The 20,303-nt window shown below is 51.4% G+C and carries 18 protein-coding genes and 1 pseudogene; 13 read left to right on the top strand and 6 right to left on the bottom strand.

What is annotated here, in order from left to right; all coding sequences use genetic code 11:
* Positions 1-76: 76 nt before the first annotated feature.
* Positions 77-4,369, bottom strand: a complete 4,293-nt coding sequence (locus ABIQ96_RS13850) for a CARDB domain-containing protein (RefSeq protein WP_348215195.1) — start codon at positions 4,367-4,369, stop codon at positions 77-79.
* A gap of 704 nt (positions 4,370-5,073) precedes the next feature.
* Between ABIQ96_RS13850 and ABIQ96_RS13845 the strand changes: the two genes are divergently transcribed.
* From ABIQ96_RS13845 to ABIQ96_RS13825, 5 genes are all read left to right on the top strand, one after another.
* Positions 5,074-5,457 (top strand): hypothetical protein, encoded by a 384-nt coding sequence (locus ABIQ96_RS13845; protein WP_348215194.1) that lies wholly within the window; start codon positions 5,074-5,076, stop codon positions 5,455-5,457.
* A gap of 114 nt (positions 5,458-5,571) precedes the next feature.
* Complete coding sequence (locus ABIQ96_RS13840) at positions 5,572-6,447, top strand: ArdC-like ssDNA-binding domain-containing protein (RefSeq protein WP_348215193.1); 876 nt, start codon at positions 5,572-5,574, stop codon at positions 6,445-6,447.
* Positions 6,447-6,899 (top strand): hypothetical protein, encoded by a 453-nt coding sequence (locus ABIQ96_RS13835; protein WP_348215192.1) that lies wholly within the window; start codon positions 6,447-6,449, stop codon positions 6,897-6,899. Before ABIQ96_RS13840 ends, ABIQ96_RS13835 begins: the two co-directional genes overlap by 1 nt.
* Before the next feature lie 58 nt (positions 6,900-6,957).
* On the top strand, positions 6,958-7,701 hold the full coding sequence (locus tag ABIQ96_RS13830) for an N-6 DNA methylase (RefSeq protein ID WP_348215191.1): 744 nt from the start codon (positions 6,958-6,960) through the stop codon (positions 7,699-7,701).
* Between the two features lie 210 nt (positions 7,702-7,911).
* Positions 7,912-8,217 (top strand): hypothetical protein, encoded by a 306-nt coding sequence (locus ABIQ96_RS13825; protein WP_348215190.1) that lies wholly within the window; start codon positions 7,912-7,914, stop codon positions 8,215-8,217.
* A 76-nt stretch (positions 8,218-8,293) separates the two neighbouring features.
* Here ABIQ96_RS13825 and ABIQ96_RS13820 read toward each other — a convergent pair whose 3' ends face one another.
* A complete protein-coding gene (locus tag ABIQ96_RS13820; RefSeq protein ID WP_348215189.1) occupies positions 8,294-8,695 on the bottom strand; it encodes a hypothetical protein in 402 nt (133 codons plus the stop codon).
* Positions 8,696-8,946: 251 nt separating this feature from the next.
* Between ABIQ96_RS13820 and ABIQ96_RS13815 the strand changes: the two genes are divergently transcribed.
* A complete protein-coding gene (locus tag ABIQ96_RS13815; protein WP_348215188.1) occupies positions 8,947-9,552 on the top strand; it encodes a hypothetical protein in 606 nt (201 codons plus the stop codon).
* Between the two features lie 5 nt (positions 9,553-9,557).
* Here the strand turns inward: ABIQ96_RS13815 and ABIQ96_RS13810 are convergent, their stop codons facing one another.
* On the bottom strand, positions 9,558-9,839 hold the full coding sequence (locus ABIQ96_RS13810; protein WP_348215187.1) for a hypothetical protein: 282 nt from the start codon (positions 9,837-9,839) through the stop codon (positions 9,558-9,560).
* Between the two features lie 971 nt (positions 9,840-10,810).
* On the opposite strand from ABIQ96_RS13810, the gene ABIQ96_RS13805 reads away from it, so the two are divergent.
* From ABIQ96_RS13805 to ABIQ96_RS13795, 3 genes are read left to right on the top strand one after another with little or no spacing between them, the layout of a single operon-like run.
* Complete coding sequence (locus ABIQ96_RS13805) at positions 10,811-12,178, top strand: radical SAM protein (protein WP_348215186.1); 1,368 nt, start codon at positions 10,811-10,813, stop codon at positions 12,176-12,178.
* Entirely contained in the window at positions 12,169-13,041 is an 873-nt protein-coding gene (locus ABIQ96_RS13800) for a cupin domain-containing protein (protein WP_348215185.1), read from the top strand. The genes ABIQ96_RS13805 and ABIQ96_RS13800 overlap by 10 nt, the downstream gene beginning before the upstream one ends.
* Positions 13,042-13,070: 29 nt before the next feature.
* Positions 13,071-15,137 (top strand): MBL fold metallo-hydrolase, encoded by a 2,067-nt coding sequence (locus tag ABIQ96_RS13795; protein WP_348215184.1) that lies wholly within the window; start codon positions 13,071-13,073, stop codon positions 15,135-15,137.
* 101 nt (positions 15,138-15,238) lie between these two features.
* Here the strand turns inward: ABIQ96_RS13795 and ABIQ96_RS13790 are convergent, their stop codons facing one another.
* Positions 15,239-15,355 (bottom strand): transposase domain-containing protein, encoded by a 117-nt coding sequence (locus tag ABIQ96_RS13790; RefSeq protein WP_348215183.1) that lies wholly within the window; start codon positions 15,353-15,355, stop codon positions 15,239-15,241.
* Positions 15,356-15,513: 158 nt separating this feature from the next.
* On the opposite strand from ABIQ96_RS13790, the gene ABIQ96_RS13785 reads away from it, so the two are divergent.
* From ABIQ96_RS13785 to ABIQ96_RS13770, 4 genes are all read left to right on the top strand, one after another.
* The gene (locus tag ABIQ96_RS13785; RefSeq protein ID WP_348215182.1) at positions 15,514-15,705 is read left to right on the top strand and encodes a hypothetical protein; all 192 of its coding nucleotides are present in this window, start codon (positions 15,514-15,516) and stop codon (positions 15,703-15,705) included.
* A 170-nt stretch (positions 15,706-15,875) separates the two neighbouring features.
* A complete protein-coding gene (locus tag ABIQ96_RS13780; protein ID WP_348215181.1) occupies positions 15,876-16,274 on the top strand; it encodes a hypothetical protein in 399 nt (132 codons plus the stop codon).
* Positions 16,275-16,909: 635 nt separating this feature from the next.
* Positions 16,910-17,374, top strand: a complete 465-nt coding sequence (locus ABIQ96_RS13775) for a hypothetical protein (RefSeq protein ID WP_348215180.1) — start codon at positions 16,910-16,912, stop codon at positions 17,372-17,374.
* A 611-nt stretch (positions 17,375-17,985) separates the two neighbouring features.
* Positions 17,986-18,225, top strand: coding sequence for a hypothetical protein (locus ABIQ96_RS13770; protein ID WP_348215179.1), 240 nt, complete (start codon positions 17,986-17,988; stop codon positions 18,223-18,225).
* A 136-nt stretch (positions 18,226-18,361) separates the two neighbouring features.
* Here the strand turns inward: ABIQ96_RS13770 and ABIQ96_RS13765 are convergent, their stop codons facing one another.
* Positions 18,362-19,729: a tyrosine-type recombinase/integrase gene (locus ABIQ96_RS13765; protein WP_348215178.1), complete on the bottom strand. Its 1,368-nt coding sequence runs from the start codon at positions 19,727-19,729 to the stop codon at positions 18,362-18,364.
* A 427-nt stretch (positions 19,730-20,156) separates the two neighbouring features.
* Positions 20,157-20,252, bottom strand: a pseudogene (locus ABIQ96_RS13760) (transposase); the annotation flags it as partial.
* Positions 20,253-20,303: the final 51 nt, after the last annotated feature.

The following is a 20,303-nucleotide window of genomic DNA, read 5'->3' as shown; positions in this document are numbered from 1 at the left end:
GGCGTAGCCCCCTGCTGGCGCCGCTCTTCCGATTTTTTCTTACCATTCCTTCACGTTTTTTAAGCTATCAGATATTTCATGGAAACACCTTCACCCGATAGAACACGTGACCATCTGGCGCAGTAACTTCGTCGGTGATGAGATTTGTTGGCGGTGTCGCATCCAACGTGTCGCCCACAGTCTGCCAGTTCACCATATCAATTGAGCGTTCGACGCCATAGGTCCGATCAGACACGGAAGGCCACGAAATATTTGCAATAGAAGCATTGCCGCTTTTCGCGACACTGAATTGCACTTTCAGATAAGAATTAGCATTCTTGGGATCAGTGAGCGCCACGAATTCCTGCCGATTCGTAAACCCATCTCCATCCGAATCCAAATCAGCGTCTGCTGGATCAAGGTCGCTCAAACCGTTCTCCATTTCCCACTTGCGTGGCAAACCATCGCCGTCTTCATCTGCAAAAAGACTGAGCGTAAAAGAAACGTCATTGTTCGTGCGGTCGATATCCGGGATTGATTCCTCCTCATCGACAACGAAGCGGTACGTTGCCTCACCGCCAACCTGAGTCCCAGCGGGCAGAAGCACCGGAATTTCCGCAAATGTTTGAGGGGCCAATGCGGCTACCTCGATCGATGCAAGAGGGGTCAATCCCGGGTGCTCCTTCGGCCAAAGCCGCAGTTGTGTCACCGCGGAGGTCGGCGCACTGATATTTTGTACCCGAGCGACCGCCCGGACGGTTCCGTCGGGAAGAACTGAACCCGATACAAATTCCACCTGTAAATCAGCGCCGTTAAGATCCAGCGAGATTTTATTATTTGTTTCGCTCGACTCGGAAATTTGGTTTTCAGGATCGATCACCGCGTGAATCGTCCGTGCCTTTACGGGAGCGGGCACCGTCCACTCGAATGTTACCTCCTTTTCTTCTCCTGATTTCAGCCATCCCGAAACTGTCCTGGTGGCAATCAAAGCCCCACCCGCACTTGGGTCGCCATCATAGAAAGACACTTGGACATTCTGTGCCGCCAGATCGCCCGTGTTCCGGACCCTGCTCGAGATCGTTACCAGGTCCCCGGTCAGAAATGTCTTCCCATTTGCGTTGATGGGATCAGCACCGAAAGCAAGGTCCTTTACCAGTGATTTTCTTGATACCAACAGGTCCACCCGACCCGCAGTGGGTACGTTGGGGATTTCGACAACGCTGCCATCCTCCTGTGTAACGCTGGAAGTCTCCGAGGTTTGTGCGACACGATTGTAGGCGAGGACAAGTGTTCCCGTGGCGTCCCAAACCGGAGCGAATGAATGATCGAGCGCTATGTCTTTGGATAGGGCAGTATCCGCACTCCACGTGGCCGAGGCAGGATCGTAGATGAGATAGTAACCCTTGCCCGCCGCATCTCCCGTTTGCTGCCAGATTAGCAGCAGCTGGCCGGTCGGCCCTAACGTCAACGTGAAATCTGAAAATCCCATTCCTGTTGATTCGGTCCGAACGACCGTGCGAATGGGATTAAATATCAAGAAATTGCCAAAAAACACGAAATTGCGGTCCATAACCATGTCCCCGCCCCGTCTCCAAACGAGGTAGAATGTACCGTTCGCAGCGACTTGAACTTTCACATCCGTGTCGGCGATCGTGTCGTTGGTATACCGCTGTACATTCCCCCAAAACCCTGTCCCGGCATCAAAGATGCGATAGTAGAGCTCGGTATCCGAGTCGTCTTCCAAGTTGCCATCTCCATCCTGACTCCAAAAATAAATTGCCTGCGCTCCCCGAGCGGTCAGCGAATCGGACATCTCGTTCGTCAGATCTGTCACGAGCGTAGTTGCCGACTCCCAAGCACCTGCTGAGCTGTTCCACTTCCGAGTAAGAACGCAGCTGTTTGTGGGTGCTCCAGCTGCTCCAGTCCCGATGAGGGAATTCGATTGATTCTCAGTCCACGTCAAAATGAGGTCGCCGTTCGTCAGCGGCCCTGCCATCTGAATACCAAAGTCCAAATTGTTGTTGTCCGTGAGGGCTGTCGGTTCGCTCCAGACGTGGGTCACGGGATCCCATGTGGAAGAAATGATTTCCATTTGTGCCGCAAAACTCACGGGGTCGGCGGTAGAAAACCCGGGGTCTTTGATTTGCTCCCAGACCGCGACGGCGCGTCCGGTCCCATCATATGCCACTTTCGGATGGAACTGACCACGCGGATCGGGCGCTACCGGCGCCGGCGCGCTCCAAGCTATACCGTCAAAACGACTGAATGCGACCTGCGTAAACTGGAGTTCATTGGTCGCGCCGCTATCCTGAACGTATATCAGCATTTGTTCGTTGCCTCGACCGGCAATAGCCGGATCACAGCCTGGTAGAGCGTTTTTGACTATCTCCTTGGCACCATCCTCGGGACCTACTGTACCGCCGCCGCCAACAAACTGCTCTGGTCCGGCCATCCGCCAGCTGCGCTCCACAGGTGACCAATTCATTGGCTGTGGAACTTGTTCCCTGTCGTGCGATGATCCAGTGTCGATAAACCGTTGAGCGTTTGTCCGCTTGGATTCATAGTCAAATACAACCCAGGCAAAGTCGATCTGACCGCCAAAGTCAAGGGACCACAGCTTAAGTCCAAGCTCCGCAGAAAGCTTAAGGTTGGCAGTTCTTATGATGGAAGTATGCTGTGAGTCAATGGGGTAGGCAAGGTGCATGGATCCCTCCCCCCCGAGGAGGATGCTCATACTTAAATCCTTCGTCAGTTTTGTAGACACACCACCTTTCCTGACAAGATTGATATCTAATGACATTCCTGTTGGATACGGATCGAGTTCTACAGAACCGCCAAACGACTCCTTGGTTCTTACGTCTAGGAAGGTCCGGTTTAAATACGCGCGCAACAGTGGATTTTCGAGCATAGCAACCTGCAGCGGGGGGTAAGGAATGGCGGAAACCTTTATTTTCGCGTCGGCTTCCCCAAAGGCACTAGCCGCAACGCTTCCTTTTTCCGGAACGATCCCCTTGAGAAGTGTTGCGTTGCCGCTGATACTGCCATTGGCATGCCCCCTAATTTTGACTGGACCAAGGTGAATCAACACCTTCGAATCAGCCGCAGGCAGAAGTATTGGTCTCCTCCATTTTTTTATCTCTCCGGCTGCATCTGCGCTGAGATCAATATTCCATCCTCCTCCCGGGACAGAATATCGAAACGCTGCATTCAGGTCTATTTTCACGCCAACCTTCCCTACGTCTGGAAGATCCAATGACGCATCCACCACCGGCGCTTCAAAATCGAATCCAACCTCGCTAGCATTAAGTTTCTGGTGCTCCGTTGGACTTGCAACCGAAGACAGGAAACTTGGAAACGGAATAAAATGAAGCGGAACAGACAAGGGTTTCGCAGAAACCAACTCGGCATTTACTGCGGCGGCCGTAATCTTATTTGTATCTTCGGAAAAAGAGGGGGTTAGATCCCGATCCACGTCGAGCGTGGCGGCATAAGGCCCGAGACCGGAGATGTCCCCGAGAACATGACTGTTCGCAACAATGCTGACGGAACCCGGAGTGGTACCATTCCAATCGACCGATGTCAGAACGGGGGTGCTCAGCCCAAACGAAGCGAGATACAATCCTTTTACGGTGGGTTTGAGGGATGTAATTACTGGTTCGATGGCTTCTTTCTGAAGTAGAATATCACCGACATCGACGGAGACGGCCCCGTCAGGGATCATGACCACCTGCTTGGAATCGATGTAACCAAGGTGAGCAGCCTTCAACGTCCCGGTCCCCCGGAGATCCACGTCAGTTAGGATGAATGTGCCTTTAGCGCCCGTCGTGGCGGCCCTTCCGGCAAAGGAAATCGTACAATCGGACAATGGCTGGGAATTGCTTAGCTTAAGGACTCTCCCTGTTACAGTCACGGTTGCATCTGGAACCTCGATAATACCGCTTCTGTGATCCAAATTCGTGAGAAGCGCCCACTTCCCATCCGGCCGCATTATTGCCGCGTCGAAAATGCCCTGTTCAATTTGAAATGGTTGGTATGCTACCCAGTTTGGCTCGCCCTCCGCCCAATTTGAATAATCTGACCCGTTTCCAACCCAATGTCCGAGACTTGGGCCGCGGAGACCGATCAATACCGCTCCCAGATGGCTGAACTGCTCAACCAGCATGGCGTTTTCCTCTGCATTGTTAATCGTGACCAAATGCCCGCCCATGCTTTTGGCTACCTCTTCAATACTTTCCCACTGGCCGAACTCAGCGCTGTAATAGCTATTGCCGCTTCCAGACCAAACGTATGGACCTCGCACTAAAACACCCCACGCGGAATGCGAACCGAAGGATAGGGCGACAAGCAGCAAAAATCGCAGGAAACGGACGTGGTCGGGAGGATTTATCATTTTCGGGGTGGGGAGAAACTTTGTGTTAGTGCCGCCTTCGGCTTAAACGGATTTCAATGACTTCAGCCAACTGATTTGCAATCAACGCTCAGCGCGGATCGCTTCGATCCCCTGATTGCATGTCGTTGCCTCCAAGTAGGTGCAAAATGAACGAATTGCCCGGTAGCAGCTGAAGTGGTCGACTTCTCATGGGCAAAATTGCGAATGTTTGAGAGTAGGATCGTCGTTTTGTCGGTCAACGCTAAAATTTTGGGATGCCCCACACATGATTTGGAAATCGTTGGCTTCCTGTTTCCATTGCTGTGTGACGCTTCTCGCAGTGGAGCCTCTTACGGCGTTCTACGATGGCCCAGAGAGGACGCCGAGCGAATTTGGGCATCGGGAACAAATGGCGGACCACTCTGCTTCGCTCCTTGACCGAGCGAGAGCCTTCGACGTGTGTAAAACCCAGAGTTCAGCAAAATTAATCGGCCGCACCGCCTTTAATTTAACACAACGAAACAATTCGGTAGCGACATCGTTCTCCCCTGGTGTCTCCTGCCGGTAAGAGTGCCTAGCATGCACGCCCGCCCAGCCCGTCAAATTCCTACAGAATTTCTCCGCTCTGCTTCGACCCTGCGGGTGACCTGCCGTCCTGGGGCGCGCAAGAACGAGGCACTCCCATCAGGGAGAAACCAACTATGGAGTAAATTGTGGGTCTAGATATGTATTTAAGTGGAGACGAATATGTCTCCGAGGACTGGAAGAATCCTGCGAACAACATTGTCGAAAATGGCTATCGCCTGAAAGGTAAACGATTTGATCTAGGGTATTGGCGAAAGCATCCTGATCTGCACGGCTACATCGTGGAGAATTTTGCGAACGGTGTTGACGAATGCCAGCCGATCGACCTGTCAGGTGACGCTATCGGGCAGATTGTTATCGCGATCAGTGAAGACAGGCTCCCGCACACCGAGGGCTTTTTCTTCGGCCAAAGTGAAAATGACGAAGAGCAAAGGAACGAGGCCGTCGCGATCCTCTCAAGAGCCTTAAAATGGCTGGAGACCGACCCATGGCATCGGTCCATCACCTACCAAGCATCGTGGTGATCTCTTTTCTGACCGAGTCGGCAGGCTGCCACAGCCGCCGGCTCGCCTGAATTTTCCAGCCTATGTCACCATTGCCCCTTAATCATCATCATTCCAACCATCATGGAGTAGAACTTGAACAATCTTTATGAACAAATCACCCAACGCATCATTGAACAACTGGAGATAGGCGTCGCGCCCTGGAAATCGCCCTATCTTTCCAAAGTCGGCTTTCCCAAAAACTTCTCATCCCAGAATGAATACCGCGGCATCAATGTTTTACTGCTCGGATCACTGCGCTTCACCTCTCCGTTTTTCCTGACTTTTCTTCAAGCGAAGGAGTTGGGCGGCCATGTCAAGAAGGGCGAGCGCGGATTCCTCGTCGTCAAATATGGCACTTACGAGAAAAATGAGGAAGGTCAGGAGGGGGCCAAAGAGGAACAGAGGCGCGGCTATTTGAAGGGATACACAGTCTTCCACGCTTCTCAAATCGACGGCATTGACTTCCCTTCACCCGAGGCATTGCCCGAACTCTCCCTCACTGAAAAAACGGACCGTGCACGCGCGATCATTGAGAGCATGCCGCAGCGCCCGCCGATCAATGAAGGGAGCGCCATTCCTTGCTACCGGCCGCGGTCCGATTCCATCCACATGCCCGAAAAGGGTTATTTCACCGGCGAGGAGGCGTATTATTCCACGCTCTTTCACGAGCTGGCGCATTCAACAGGCCATGTTACGCGGCTCGCCCGCAAATCGCTGATGTCCAACCCGGGCATTGATGTCACCGGCGATACTTCCCGCCAGACATATGCTGAGGAAGAACTTGTGGCAGAGATGACTGCTTCATTCCTCAACGCTCACTCCGGCATCGTCGAGGACGAGTTGGCGAACTCCGCTGCCTATCTCCAAGGCTGGGCCGATACGCTGAAGCGCAAAGAGGCCTCAAGCTGGGTCGTGCGCGCCGCTTCGGAAGGCCAAAAAGCTTCCGATTTTATTCTGGGGAGGGCGTGATGGAACTGGAGGAACTGCGGACGAGAGCCGGCGAATTATTTCCGCTCGCTGTCAGTCATGCATTAAAGCATATCGGCCTACCGAACCCGCCACTTGATTCGCTCGGGCAACTATGCTGGTCGCATTTCGAAGAGTTGGGATTTGACTGCCAGGCGGATTGCTTCGCCGCAGTCGCACCAAAAGCCGAAGGTCGGCTTTGCCTGGAGGCATGGAGCCGCGCCGACTTGGAAATCTGCGGCTGGCAGGTAAATGTTCTCCTGCGGCCGTTCTACCTCGGCGCTTCCTACGCGCATTTTGAAGTTCGCCACGACGGCCCGTTGCCTGGCTTCACCGGCACCGGCTACCGCTCGGTCTTTACGCCGCTCACCTCCCTCGCCGACCGATCGCCCGAAGAATTTCTAGCAGAACTGATACCACCCCGACCGAGGGAGCAACAGTTAAGCCTGTTTTGAGCCCCTGGTGATCCCACGAAAAACTACCGAATCCGACACAACCTTCATGGAGTGAACCTTGCCTGAACCTGGTTTCCGAAAATTCATCAACGAAATCGCCAGCCGCAAGTCGGCGGCCGTCACGGTCTTTGCCGATTTTTGTAGGATGTCGGCTTGCGCCCTGGCGGCGGGCAGCCGCGAGGAAGAATACCTTGAAGTCGCGCGACGCTACACTCGCGACGAACTGAGCGACATTTCCCAAGCCTTCGCACACCTCGTGCAGGAAATGGAGCGTCATCCCTTCGCCGATCTGCTCGGGCCATTTTACATCGAATGTGCGGCGCATTCCTCCAAGCAGGCACGTGGGGAATTTTACACCCCACCGGAAATTTCCAAACTCATGGCGCGGGTGCTGTTCGATGTCGAGGCCGCCAAATTGAAAAAGGAGCCCATCACATTGAACGAACCGGCATGCGGCAGCGGCGGAATGGTGTTGGCCGTCGCAGAACTTTTCGCGCCTGATGCTGTGGATTTGTTGCGGGTGACGGCACAGGATATCAATCCGGTCGCCGCAGACATGGCTTACATCAACCTCACGCTTTGGGGGATCCCCGCCAGGGTGATTCTCGGCGACACGATCAGCAAATCAGCCACCCGCGAATGGATGAATGTCCACTGGTTCAGGGTCGGCGAAAATAGCCGACGACTCGCGCAGCGCTTTATGGAAGTCGCTGAGGAGATCGAAGCTCCGACGTCCACTGTCGATCTCGGTCAGATCCGCGAATCCCTTGAGCTAAAAAGCCAGCTCACTTTCGATTTCTGAAATTACTTCGAAGGGTTTTGCCAGCGCCTTGAATTGGCGTTTTCCCGAAGATGTTTCGCCCGACGATGAGATTTGCAGGAAGACACACCCGACGCGCCAGTCAATCTCCTGCCCGCACCAAAGACCGTGTTGTCGTTGACAGTCGCGCCTATGGGGTGCCCGGCGAGCTGCAATCCCACGAAGGGAGAAACATCAAAAAAGGAAAAACCCATGCCAACAGCTCAAGCACCAAAATCCGAATCTGAACACCTTCAAAAACCAGACCGCCCGGCGGCCGAATTCCGCGACGCGAATATCCGGGTCGCAGTCTGGGAGAAGATCGACGAGAACGGAATATCCCGACACAGCGTCAGCCTATCCCGCAGCTACAGCACGAACGGCCAGTGGAAGACGACCCATTACCTCGGGAAACTCGACCTCCAACGGGCGAAAAAACTGCTCGACCGGGCCGACGACTGGATTTTCGTCAAATCCGCTTCAAAATCGGTTTCAGAGGAAACCGGCTTGATTCACTAGAGGCAACTGCCCCGCTGCGATATGCGGGGCAACCTTCGCGGCCTCGACCATGACCCATATGCCGCAAGTAGAAACCTCACAAAGCGGCTTTCAAGGCGTCAAAACGCTGACGCAATTTCGCGAGCGCGGCTTGCGCCTTGTCGATCTGGCCAGCGAGGTCCGTCAGTTCCTTCACCTTTTGAGAAAAGCTGCCACCGGTGCTCGGACCTGTGGATTTACCCCCGGTGCCTACTGTCTTGGGCTGGCGCTTGCCGGCCTTTTTACCTTTACCCCCGCCCTTCATCCACGCGCCTAAAGTCACCGGTGTTATCCCGAATTGTTTCGCCGCCGCCGATTTGCCTCCACGGCCATTCGCCGCGTCGTGCTTCTCGACAAAAGCAATGACCTCGGCTTTTTCACTGTCCGAATAACGCTTTCCCCTCACGGATTTCTTGGCACTCATTGTTAAGGTAGATAAACTAAATCCGGCACGTCTCAAGCTGGAAAACCGGCCATTAGATCAGCCGAGGACGCGTCACAATCAACTCCACCCAAAGCAAAAAAGGAACAGCAGACATCTGCCCTTGCAGTGCTCCGCACCGTAAGGAACGGCTTATCCATTCCGCCTTGTCTGCTACAATTTCCTGCGCATTCACCGCGCTTGCTGCCCAGCCCCAGCAATCGTACAAGAGAACGAAATCACCACAAAGAACCTTGAATCTGGTGGCGGATCAATTACCAATGTAATTCATGAAACGCCTTTTAAAGCCTTCTGATATCATGTTTGTCATTGGAGTTGCATTGACAGTGAATAGTGCTCTCCAAGGATTTAAAATAGAGCTTTTTTATAGCCTACTTGCTGCGGCTGGTGTGCTTGTGGCGGGAGTGGCGGTGGCATTCTGCTGGAGAGTCTTCAAAGAAGTGGAATTTAGATTTCAACTAATCGATGATAGCGGCGGCAACAGTCATCTTAAGGATTTATACTCTTGTAAGCGTTCGATACTAGTAACCCATTTTGTGAAGAGAGCTCCTACCGACTCCTATGTCGATAGGACAATTTCCTTGATGTCCGAAAATGGAGTTGAAGTTACTCGCTATCTCCCTGAGGGTTACGATAAAAACTCAGCTGAATATTTGTGGTTAAAAAGATACGAAAAGTATCACAATATCAAATATTACGAAAAGCTGACTCCCGCGCCTCTACCCTTCGATATTTTTATTTTTGACGATCAGATCGTTAATCTTACGATGCCTTCTATCCAGGATCATAAAATTCACAGGAAAGGTATCAGAATCGTCAATCGCGAAGTAGCTCACATCTTCAAAGCAATGTGCCAAAACCTTCCTCGGGCCTAGAATGATCACCGGGTTGGTGAAATTTTTCCGAAAATCTCTCGTAGAACCTCTTGCGAAGCTTGTGGGTTTTCTAAGATATAATTCTTCAATCGATCGATTTGGTCTGCGCTAAGATTAATTGTGAATCTTCCGCCAGAAGCCTCGATATTCTTAATAAGATCTGTAACCAATTCTAATTTCCCCGTCTCTGAATGGACTCTTCTGGCATTTATGGAGTTTGCAATTGTAGGGATAAAACCCAGACCAATGCCGATGCCTATTAACGTCAGCAAGCGTTTTGGATTCATTCCATCAGCCGAGTCATCCTCTCTTTCCACCACAACCTACCCTGAATTATCTCTATTTCAAAACAACTCTAGCATATTCAAGGCTCTGGATCAACATTGATCTAGAGCCTTGTTATCGCCGTCAGTTAGGTCGGCAGCGCTGAACCGCATGAGTGTGGCAAACTTACCGCCGACTCGAAAAATACGCGTGTCGAACGATGACTTTCGGCGCAGGGGGTAAAAACGGGGGTAAATTTCAAAACATACCTAAAAATACTCTGACATCTCAACATGTTATGCCGTCCAATACAGTCCGACCGGGGGACTCGATTTCGGCAATCTCAGACGCTCCGATCATGATCCGACCAAATTCGGTGATCGCCTCGACTTTGCCGGCGTAAAGCTGCCTGTAAGCCCCCGATTTTCCTTTGCCAAAAAGGGCCGAAAATTCCTTCGGTGTGAATGTGCGCCTCCTTTCCACGCTCCAATCAACAGAAATGGAAACAAGCCGGGCTCTCGGGGTGCCTTAGTCCAAAGCCTCAGCCAAACAGCCCCAAGTCACTCTCGCAGGCCTCGTATGGCTCTGAAAATCAGAAGGATATAAAAGTCACAAATCCCCTCATTTCGTGCTTTCAAAAAATCTCCTATCAGTCATTATCAACCAATAGTCGAATGACTAATGTCACATTCCTACTCATGAATATCGCTCGGGTCCCGCTATTCAAGTCGAAGGAGCCACCTCCCCTCCATACCTTGCGCAACGGCCCCTACAGCAATCGATCCCAATTAAGCCGAGTCAAAGATTGAGTATCCTCTTTACTATCTCCGATCAAAAAACATCCTATGACAACTAATACTCCAACAATCGAAATCATAACAGAAGCGACAATTAGACGCCTCCTTCTACAGGAAAGTACCGGCTCACTAGGCACCGATGTTCTAAATTCAAGCGAAAGCGACTGTGATGACGACTGTGATTGTATCGAGGAGGATTGAATATTCTCATCATTCCGAATTTGCACCTCTATCCTATGCAACCGCCGTTCTCTTCCGCAGATCCGGGAGTTCAACTATTTTCTCTCGATTCCAACTGGAACTGTGCATTGGATTTCGAAAACCCACAGGGGGTTTCGCTAGTACGCAAGAAGGACGTGGCTTCGTTTTGGCCAAGTCAATACGCAGAGCTTCGCCAGTCCCCAGCACAACCATTCAAAGTGCGGACTTTAAATGTTTGGCTGCACTTGGTCAATGCATGCAATCTTGCGTGCTTCTACTGTTATATTCCCAATCTTGTAAAAGGCGCCTCGCCTCATGAAGTTAATCTCCAAAGTTTCAAGGCAGAAAACATCGCGCCCACAATAGACGCTTTTATGGAGTATGCGCGGAACAACGGGTTTGCGCGATTACATATCAAATTTGCAGGAGGCGAGCCAACAATCAGACCCGATCTAATAAAGTTATTCTGTGAAACAGCATATCGTTTGGAGACGGATGTGCGAGTAAGTTTCGGCATCGTGACGAATGGCGTGTTCGATGAAGGCCTGGATTCTATTTTGAAAGAAAATAAAATACGCGTTTCTATTTCATGCGATGGCGTCGGCAAAAGCCATGATCAGATTCGCTTCATTCCGGCGAATCATCTAGAACCGAGGACTGGAACATGGGACACTGTAGTCCGGACCATTGAACGTTTGCAGGCATTGGGGATTCGTCCATATCTTCTTCATACCTTGACCCCTGCCAATATTGACCGCCTTGACGAATTTGCCAAGTTCGCGATTGATCATTTTTGCGGCTTTCGACTGAGCCTAGTTCGACTCCCTTCGATTCCTACTGAGCAAATGATCGAAAGATTCACAAATAATCTAACGCGTTTGTATGAATGGCTTCCCGACGCTCTTCCGCTGTCCCGATCACTTGAGAGAGACGCAAAGTTTGCCGAGTGGAATCTTACCAAGCGCAAGCAATCCGCTTGTGGCTCCTGCCGTAACTACGTCGCTTTGGGCATCAATTCCCAGATAAGCAGCTGCCAGATGACTATGCACGATCCTGTCGGATCTCTGCAAAATGACTCTCTGGCTACAATTATGGAGCGGTTCGGTTCGTTAGAACGTTATCAAACCCTTCGAAATCCTGATAGGAAACTTGGTGGGTGCGTAACCTGCGAGCTATTTCGTGTCTGCGGTGGTGGATGCCCTCAACACACCAGGATGGTTTTTGGAATACCAGATCGGCCATCACCTTGGTGCAGGGTTTACGGATTATTTCTTCCCCACTACGTGACAGCTGTGGGACGTCACATGCTGCGCCGATATCTTGCGGTCTCCGATAATCTCCAAAACAGTCCGCGATGCACTTAGCAGCTTTTTTGGGCGAAATCTCAGTGGAGCACTTTTTCGCAGAAATTTGGGGGAAATCTCCCGCCGTTTTAAAGCTGGCGGGAGAGTTCCCCGTCATATCCATCGAAGCGTTCAACGATTTATTTCGAAGAATTCACTTAGGCCTAACTAACCAAACGTTGCGTGTCGTCAAGGATCAAAAGATCTTACCCTTTTCAGCCATAAGCGTAGAGAGAAGGACCAAAGAGGGAATATCGCGCCAGGTATCTCCTGAGTTGGTGAGTAAATACATGCAGCAAGGAGCAACACTCGTTCTACGGTCTATCCGCCTCTTCGAGCCTGACATAGACCGGCTGTGTTGCGGGCTTGAGCAAGACCTGAGATTTCCTATAAGCTCAAATCTTTATGTCACTCCACCAAACCAAACCGGATTTCCCTTGCACGCAGATGATCACGATGTTTTTGTCTTGCAACTGTCAGGTACAAAATACTGGCTGGTTGCAGAAACAAAAGACACTAGGGACGAACTTGCTGATGCGCCTAAGGATCTTGCGGCTACTTTGTTGGAAAGTGGTTCAATGATCTATATCCCCCGAGGCCATGTGCATGAAGCTCGCGCCGGTCAGCTGGCATCTATTCACCTCACTCTTGGATTATCTATTCCTACCTTTTCGGAAATTGCTGAGCAGTTATTTGGCCACTCCGTAATGAAAGAGGCCCTTCAACGACCCGCGTTTCGAATTGATCCGAGTCGAGCTCCTGAATTCCTTGCCGACGAAGCAAAAGCCATCTTCGCTGCGCTTATTTCCAAGCTATCAGAAGAATCACTCATCTCTGATCTTACCAATCAACCCATCAACACGGGCCAAGCAATTCTCTTTTAGGCATGACTTAACGCGTTAAATTTATCGATATGACCGCGGACTCAGAGCCTCTCCAAAAGTTCTACACCTTGTTTTGGCAATTACGAAAGAGCCTTCGTAAGGGTTACCCAAAGACGCACCCCGACACCATCGAATCTGAGAAATCAATGTTGCAAAGGTTCTTGAGCGAGAATCATTTGAAGGGAGCCGATGAATTGGTCCAAGCCTCCTATCTGGAATGCAACGGCGATTTTGATCGCTCGCAAGGGATCCTCTTCACAATTGAAGAAACTATTTCGACGGAAATTAAGCCGCTTTGGTTCTTCTTAATTGGCAATAACCTTCGAGAAATCCGAAAAATGGAGGACGCCGAGATAGCGTACAAGGCTTCCATCAAATTATGCGACAATCAAAAGGAATGCCAAGACTGGTTGTCGAGTGTGTGGTCCAATCTGGCATCTACTTACGAGTACCTAAAGGATCATGAGAGGGCAATCGAATGCGTTAATAATGCGCTCAAATGCTGCCTCAATGACAAGCGTTCTAGCCTCCATCGTTTTATCGGAACTTTGTATGCTGCCATTTATGATTCCGATAATGCTATCAGTGAATATCAGAAGGCCATAGAATATGGCGAAAACGCAGTATTGGGAAGGATTTACGCTCGGATGGGACACCAACAATTGAAGAAGAATGATTTTTCTTCGGCAATTTACTCCTATAAGTTAGCCACATATGGGCACAACCCGGAGGAATCTATTAGGGTTTTGAACAATCTCGGATATTGCTATTCAAGATTAGGTAACTTTGCCACGGCTGCCGAAGCGTATAAAAAAGCGATGGTTCAAGTTGACACAAGTCAAGTTGGCACAAGAACAGCGTGTGTCCCGATTTTCAACTTAGCGAGGGCTTACGTTGATAACTCCGAATTTAAGCAAGCTAAAACGGAATTAAGCAACGTCCGGAAACGAAGCGGATTTTCTTCTCAAGACAAAAGCAAGGCGAAAAGTCTTTTGCCACTATTGAATTCACGCAGTCTTAATATTCGAGAGTTTAAAGCCCGATGTGAGTATGAGAAAATGGGCTGGGAAGCCAATACCACGTGCGAGGAATTGATATCGATCAAATTGAGCGGCGCAAAGATCGAGGCGTATGCCGACTATAAGGAGCGAAAGGTAAGAAAGGAGTTCGAGCAGAGCGCTTTCACTATATTGCGAGATTGGAGTAGCGCCCTTCCGCTTTTGGATGGTTCGTCTCGCCAGTTCAAAGGCGGCGGTTATTTCCTTCAATGGAACAGCCTCGGTATTGTCCTGGATCCTGGCTTTGATTTTCTATGTAACTTTCATGATGCCGGATTCCTCGCCACCCAAATAAACCATGTAGTTGTGAGTCATGACCATACCGATCACAACCGCGACTTGAGGGGTGTGGATGATCTATTATACGAAATATGGAAGCGCAATAACGACACTGGAAAATACACGATGTGGCTTGACAAGTCGACCGATGCTAGCAGCCATTTCCCAGATGCGGGACATCGGTCGCGTCCAAAGCTTATCTCAAGGACACAGAACCTGGACGAATCCGTACTTTTGGAGTCTATCAATGTGAAGCACGATGCCAAGCACGCTCTCGCTTTCAAATTCACACTTTCTGACTCAGAGGGCAAACAAATTGTTATTGGATATACCGGGGATACGGCGTGGTTTCCAAAACTAGGAAGGTTTTTGTTCGATTGCGACGTCCTCATAGCGCACATAAGCCACCCCGAGAACTATGAACTGCTGCATCCTGATTCGACACAATTCAAGGCCAATCATTTGGGTTATCTAGGCGTTTGTGCCCTTATCCAAGCCGCAAAGCCTAAAATAACACTTATCGGAGAGTTTTGGGCGGGATTGGCAGATGTCCGTCTGGAGCTTGTGCGAGCTATCCGCGAAAGGACTGGTTCTGACAGTATCTTACCCGCGGCATCGGGATTGAGGCTACTTTTGCCGAGGCTTTCGGTTGAGTGCGGTCAATGTTTTTCGCCAACGGCTCCTCGTGACATCCGGGTAACATCTGGGGGTAATTCAGTAGGCTCGCTTCAATACCGATGTACCCAATGCCTACTTTAATGTTATGGCCTCCTATAAGGTAAGCGATCCATGCGGCCCCGGTTGACAAGAAGGTTTCAGCTTGCGGCTAGCAGTGGCTTTGCGCTTTCGCTCCGAGGCTGTCAGTTTGCCGGGAGCAGTGCATCGAGCCCCGTGGTCGTGGTGGATGGCAGCCGTTCCAGCAGATCCTTGAGATAGGTGTATGGCTGGTGACCGTGGCGTTTGGCGCTTTCGATCACGGTGTAGAGGATGGCGCTGCGTCCGCCGGTGTGTAAGCGTGGTCCAAGCCGCCATCCGTTCACCCTCTCCTGTATAGCGTAGCGTTGATAGTATGTCCTCTATACCATCGTTGAGAACTGCAGGCGGCTGGGCATCGACAGGAGGGAGTATCTTGAAGATGTCTGAACCGCTTGCCCGCCATGAAGGCGAGCGGGGTGGCAACCCTCACGCCTGCAAACTGGCCGCGTGCGCACCAAGGCAAGCCGCTACGGAAAGCGGCCTGACGGCAAAACCCGCCAAGGAGAATCATACGGCGGCCCGGACCACGCTTACTTTGAAGCACCCGTCGCGGAATCTGGCAGATCCGTAGCAAAGCAGTCATAGGGTTGCGTCTATGACTGCTTTGAATGACGGCATTATCAAGGCCGACCGCTATTGACCTGCGCTACTCTCCGGTTCAGAAACTCGGCCCGCACGCTTGCGTGGAAGCTTTCATCGGACTTTTCCCAAGGCGAACCCGCGCTGCGTCCAGTCGTCACCATGATCTCCTCAAGGCAATCGATGATCCGTCGTGACGGGAAGTATTTCGCTTACTTCGCATCAGGCGAGGAGGATAGTTGGGCACCACGTGAGAATTCCGTCTTGCTCTGTGACGAAACCCGGTCAGCATCGAGCATGGAAATTACCCCGGAAAACCTAAAGCCGCTCGTTCTTAAAATGACTGGCAAATTGACTTTGGCGGAAAAAGCGGGAGATATCGTCGGAGTAATCCTTATTGCTAAGGTACTCGCCAGTGTTGCGATTCAGATGACGATGAATAAGGCTCCGTGGCCGGAGCAGAAAGTTTCGACAGAAGAACTCTTAAACAGACAGGCCGATTTGATACGTTACGAACAGCAAAAGGGAAATTACTTAAGCGATCCTTCATCCGGAGTTTGATAACGGCCGCAGACTCAACCGTTCCGATAGGTTTGCACTGTGAAGCCAAGCTGGGTTGTGGCCGGTCCATTCCCCTGCGGTCAGATCGCCAAACCGGATCCGGATTACGGAGATCTCGCGGATCCGCCTGCTTAATGCCTCCTTGAGCAGGTTGCCCTCCGGCCCGATCGCGTCAGAACCGTGATCCTTCACGCACGGCGGGAGTTGATCGACCATGCCGCCTTGACCCATCGACCAGCCTCCCCCTTTACATGTATATATCACTTACTCAGGTGTATATCCTCACATTTTCATTTTCTTGATTCGGGCCGGTGATTTTAACCGAAAAATCCCCAAGTTTCCCACTGTCCTGTTTTCCGGGAGAACGTCAATCTATTGCAAATCAGGTTTTGTTATGACAGAATGTCAGATCATTTGAGGGGATAGTCGAGGGGACGGACCTAGAAAATGCCGAAATTTCTTTAGATATCAACGGCATTTGGTGGACCCAAAGTCTTCCAGCCCACATTGAAACTTACTAGCCAATCAACAGGCGTCAGCCACACACTGGTCTGGAACGCCGCAGCCAACCTCGGTTCGATATTTTCAGGCACCGTCCTTCTCAGAGTCCGAGCCTCCGACAGTCAGATAGGCGATTGGTCTCCCGCCAGCCCTACGCCGTCAATACCAGCATCAATCTCGATACCGACGGAGACGGAATGCCTGACACTTGGGAAGCGAGCCATGGTCTCGCCTCTGGCAACCCAGCCGACGGAACCAGCGATAACGACCACGACGGTGTCACGGCATTCCTCGAATACGCCTTGGCGATGAATCCAACAGTCACGGATGTCGCGTTGCTTCCGATACTTGGCACCAAGACAGAAACCGACGGCAAACATCTCACCCTGACTTACCATCGCCCAATCAACAGCGGGCTTGCTTACACCGCAGAGCGCTCGGTCACCCTGGTACCCGGCAACTGGCAATCCGGCAACGCGGTGTTCCAGGAACTCACCCCGCTGGACCAGGGCGATGGAACCGAGTCCGTCACGGTGGAAAATCTCAATCCCATGTCCGCCTCATCGCGTGCATGGCTTCGCTTGCGGGTAAGCAAATGATCCCCTATCGAACACGAATCGCCAAGGCGTCAACGTATCCTCCTCCCTCAAGAGGGCGGACTCGGCATCTCCGGCAGCGTCACCTCCGACACACACACCGGACTTCGCACCGCCCTGCTCAAAGCCGATCTCACTTTGGAGGCCCAACCTCCTGAGCCTCCGTATTTATGCATTTCAACTTTGATATAGGACAGAAATGTTGACGCAGAAGCTGTCAAGTACAGTCACGCGCCTGTTGGCCAGCTTCGCGACCTCATTGAGTTCGAAGACGGGGATATCGTAAATAAAAACTTCGATACCATATTGCGTTTTTTGTTTCAATCGGAGGTTCGATTGCGAGGGCTGTCGTATGTGCGACAACCACGCAACACTAACGATAATAGTAAATCTATTGGGCGCTTATGCGGGCGCTGCGTTACGGACTCATGGAAAATGCGACATTTTTCATAGGCTTAGGCCGGGGGTTCGAGTCCCCTCACTTCCTCCTATCTCAATCGACCGCATCCGCGAATGCCTCGAATGCCTAACATATTTAGTCCGCTTACTATGCATGCAGGCAGTATCATGCCAATTCTCTGGACTTGAATTGATAATCATGCTACGAGACGCCGATGAACAGTAATGCATACGATTTTGAAACCATGAAGCAAATGGAAGCGCTGGCCAGGGAATTGGGCGGGTTCTCCGAATGCAAACGCTTGGGATTTATCTTTGAAGACGGTCGGGGTATTATGTCCCTTTCCGTCGCCGGCTTGGGATATTTGCTATTCGTCAAAGCGATTGAAGTTAAAACTACTGCGGAAGCCTTCGCCGCAGGCTATCAATGCGCCCACGAGGAGATCACCAGCTAGATAACGGACATTTCGATTTCTTTCACGCTACAATGTGATCACCAGAGTTCCAACATCGCAGGGAGATGCACTCTCTTAATGGATCAGAAGTTCAGCCCACGAGTGCATCACGGAGAACCTCCTGGTGAAGCAGATTCTACTTCAATTCCGCAGTCCTAAGCAAAAAAGGCGAACCGCCTCTCCGGTTCAATATAGCCGGACCTTGGCAACCGAAGTCAGACCGCCCGGCATCGGTAGTATTTGCCATGGCGCAAAGGAAATCTCCCCACCATTGCATGATGAAGCGCCGCTCAACCCAATATTCCGCCCTATTGTAAGCCGCCCGTATTTGATTGCGTTCCTTATGGGCTAGCTGCCTTTCGATTGCGTCGCGGTTGAATCCAAACTCGTTCAAGACAGTCGAAAACATGGATCGGAACCCGTGGCCCACAATCCGGTCCTTGTATCCAATCTTACGGATGATGTTGTTGACGAAGTTCTCGCTGATCACCGGATGCTTCTGCCGGTGAGGATTCGGAAACAGCCACTCTTGATGGCCTGTGAGTAATTCAAGTCGCCTTAAGGCGTCAAGCGCTTGGCTGGAAAGTGGCACGATGTGGGCCTCCTTCATTTTCATGACCTCGGCACGGACGGCCCATTCCTGCCGCTCGAAATGAATATCGCTCCATTTGCTGTAGCGCAGTTCACCAGTCCTCAGGGCGGTAAGAACTAGGAGCTCGAATCCGATTTTGTAGACCTCTCCGCACTTGAATTTCTCGAACGTCCTGAGAAAGTCTCCGATCTCGACGGCGCGAAGAGATGGGTGGTGTTTTACCCGGTGGCGTCGCAAAGCGCTGTTCAGGTCGCCTGCGGGATTGTACTGGATTCTACCTGTCACCACGGCGTATTTGAAGATCCGCTTGCAGACGGACAATTGGCAGTGGCTTAATTCCGTTGCGCTTCTTGCCTCGATTTTTTGAATGACTCGCAGCACTTCCAGAGGCCTGATGTCTGCTACTGCCCTCTTGCCGAGATCCGTCAGAACGTAATTTTCCAGTCGGTGCCAGATCTTCCTGGCGTGTCTGGGTGTCCAGTCACCTTTCCGCGATTCGAACCACTCCTTCGCGACAAGCTGGAATGTGTTGATGTCCCGATTCTGCGCTTCGATCTTCTCGCGCCGCTTTTCGCTGCATGGATCAATGTTCTGATCGATTAGTTTCTTTGCTTTGAACTTCAACTCTCGCGCTTCTTGGAGGGATACGCGCGGATAGCTTCCACCGGACAGAATACGCTCCTTGCTTCCGAAGAAGTAGCGTATTTGCCAGGTCTTGTTGCCATTGGGTGTTACTTTCAAATAGAGTCCATCACCGTCGCGTACCCTGTAGGGTTTCGATTCCGGTCTCAGGGATTTAATTTTCAAATCTGACAAGATCATTCTGCAACCTATATTTCTTTCGAAACATAGGTTGCCAGAAACGTACCCAGCCTCATACCCATATTTTTCGCGTACGGCGTGCAATTGCATGGGATGCGGTGAATTCCAGTGAGACGGTGAGATTGGCTGTGGCCGCGACCTAGTGGGCTTTTTTGACACGCCGCGGTACAACCTATTGGTGCTGCCTGAGAGACTCGAACTCCGCCCCTAACACATTGAACTTTATCGTAAATCGCCGCACCTATAAACCATAATACCCAGCCCGTTACCCAGCAGTCTGGAATTTTTACGGTTGTGGTACACGGGGCACAGGTAGAAGTAAGCGTAGTCCAGTCCACCTTATGCCTGGCTGGAGATGCAACCGGTGCTAGACAAAGCCGTGGCAGGGCTGTCAGGACAGGACCGTGAGACTGTGCTGCCCCGCTTTTACCTGGTGATGACCGTTCGGGAAATCGCCGAAGATCAAGGGATCGCTGCCAACGCGGCGGAGACCAACCGCTTGAGCCAGGAGTTCTCCGCCGACGAAGAGCCAGTTCTTTTTGCCCACCGCCGTGGGGCGGATGGCGTTCTCGATGGGGTTGTTGTCGATTTCCACATCCCCGTGACGGAGGAAGACTTCGAGCTCCGGCCAAATACTGCGGCCGCTCTCGGCGCACCAGGTCTG

It is taken from the genome of Luteolibacter sp., from assembly GCF_039920825.1.
In the GTDB taxonomy this organism is placed as follows: Bacteria; Verrucomicrobiota; Verrucomicrobiia; order Verrucomicrobiales; family Akkermansiaceae; genus Luteolibacter.
The sequence above is the reverse complement of the archived record's forward strand: the minus strand, read 5'-3'. Positions and strand labels throughout refer to the sequence as shown.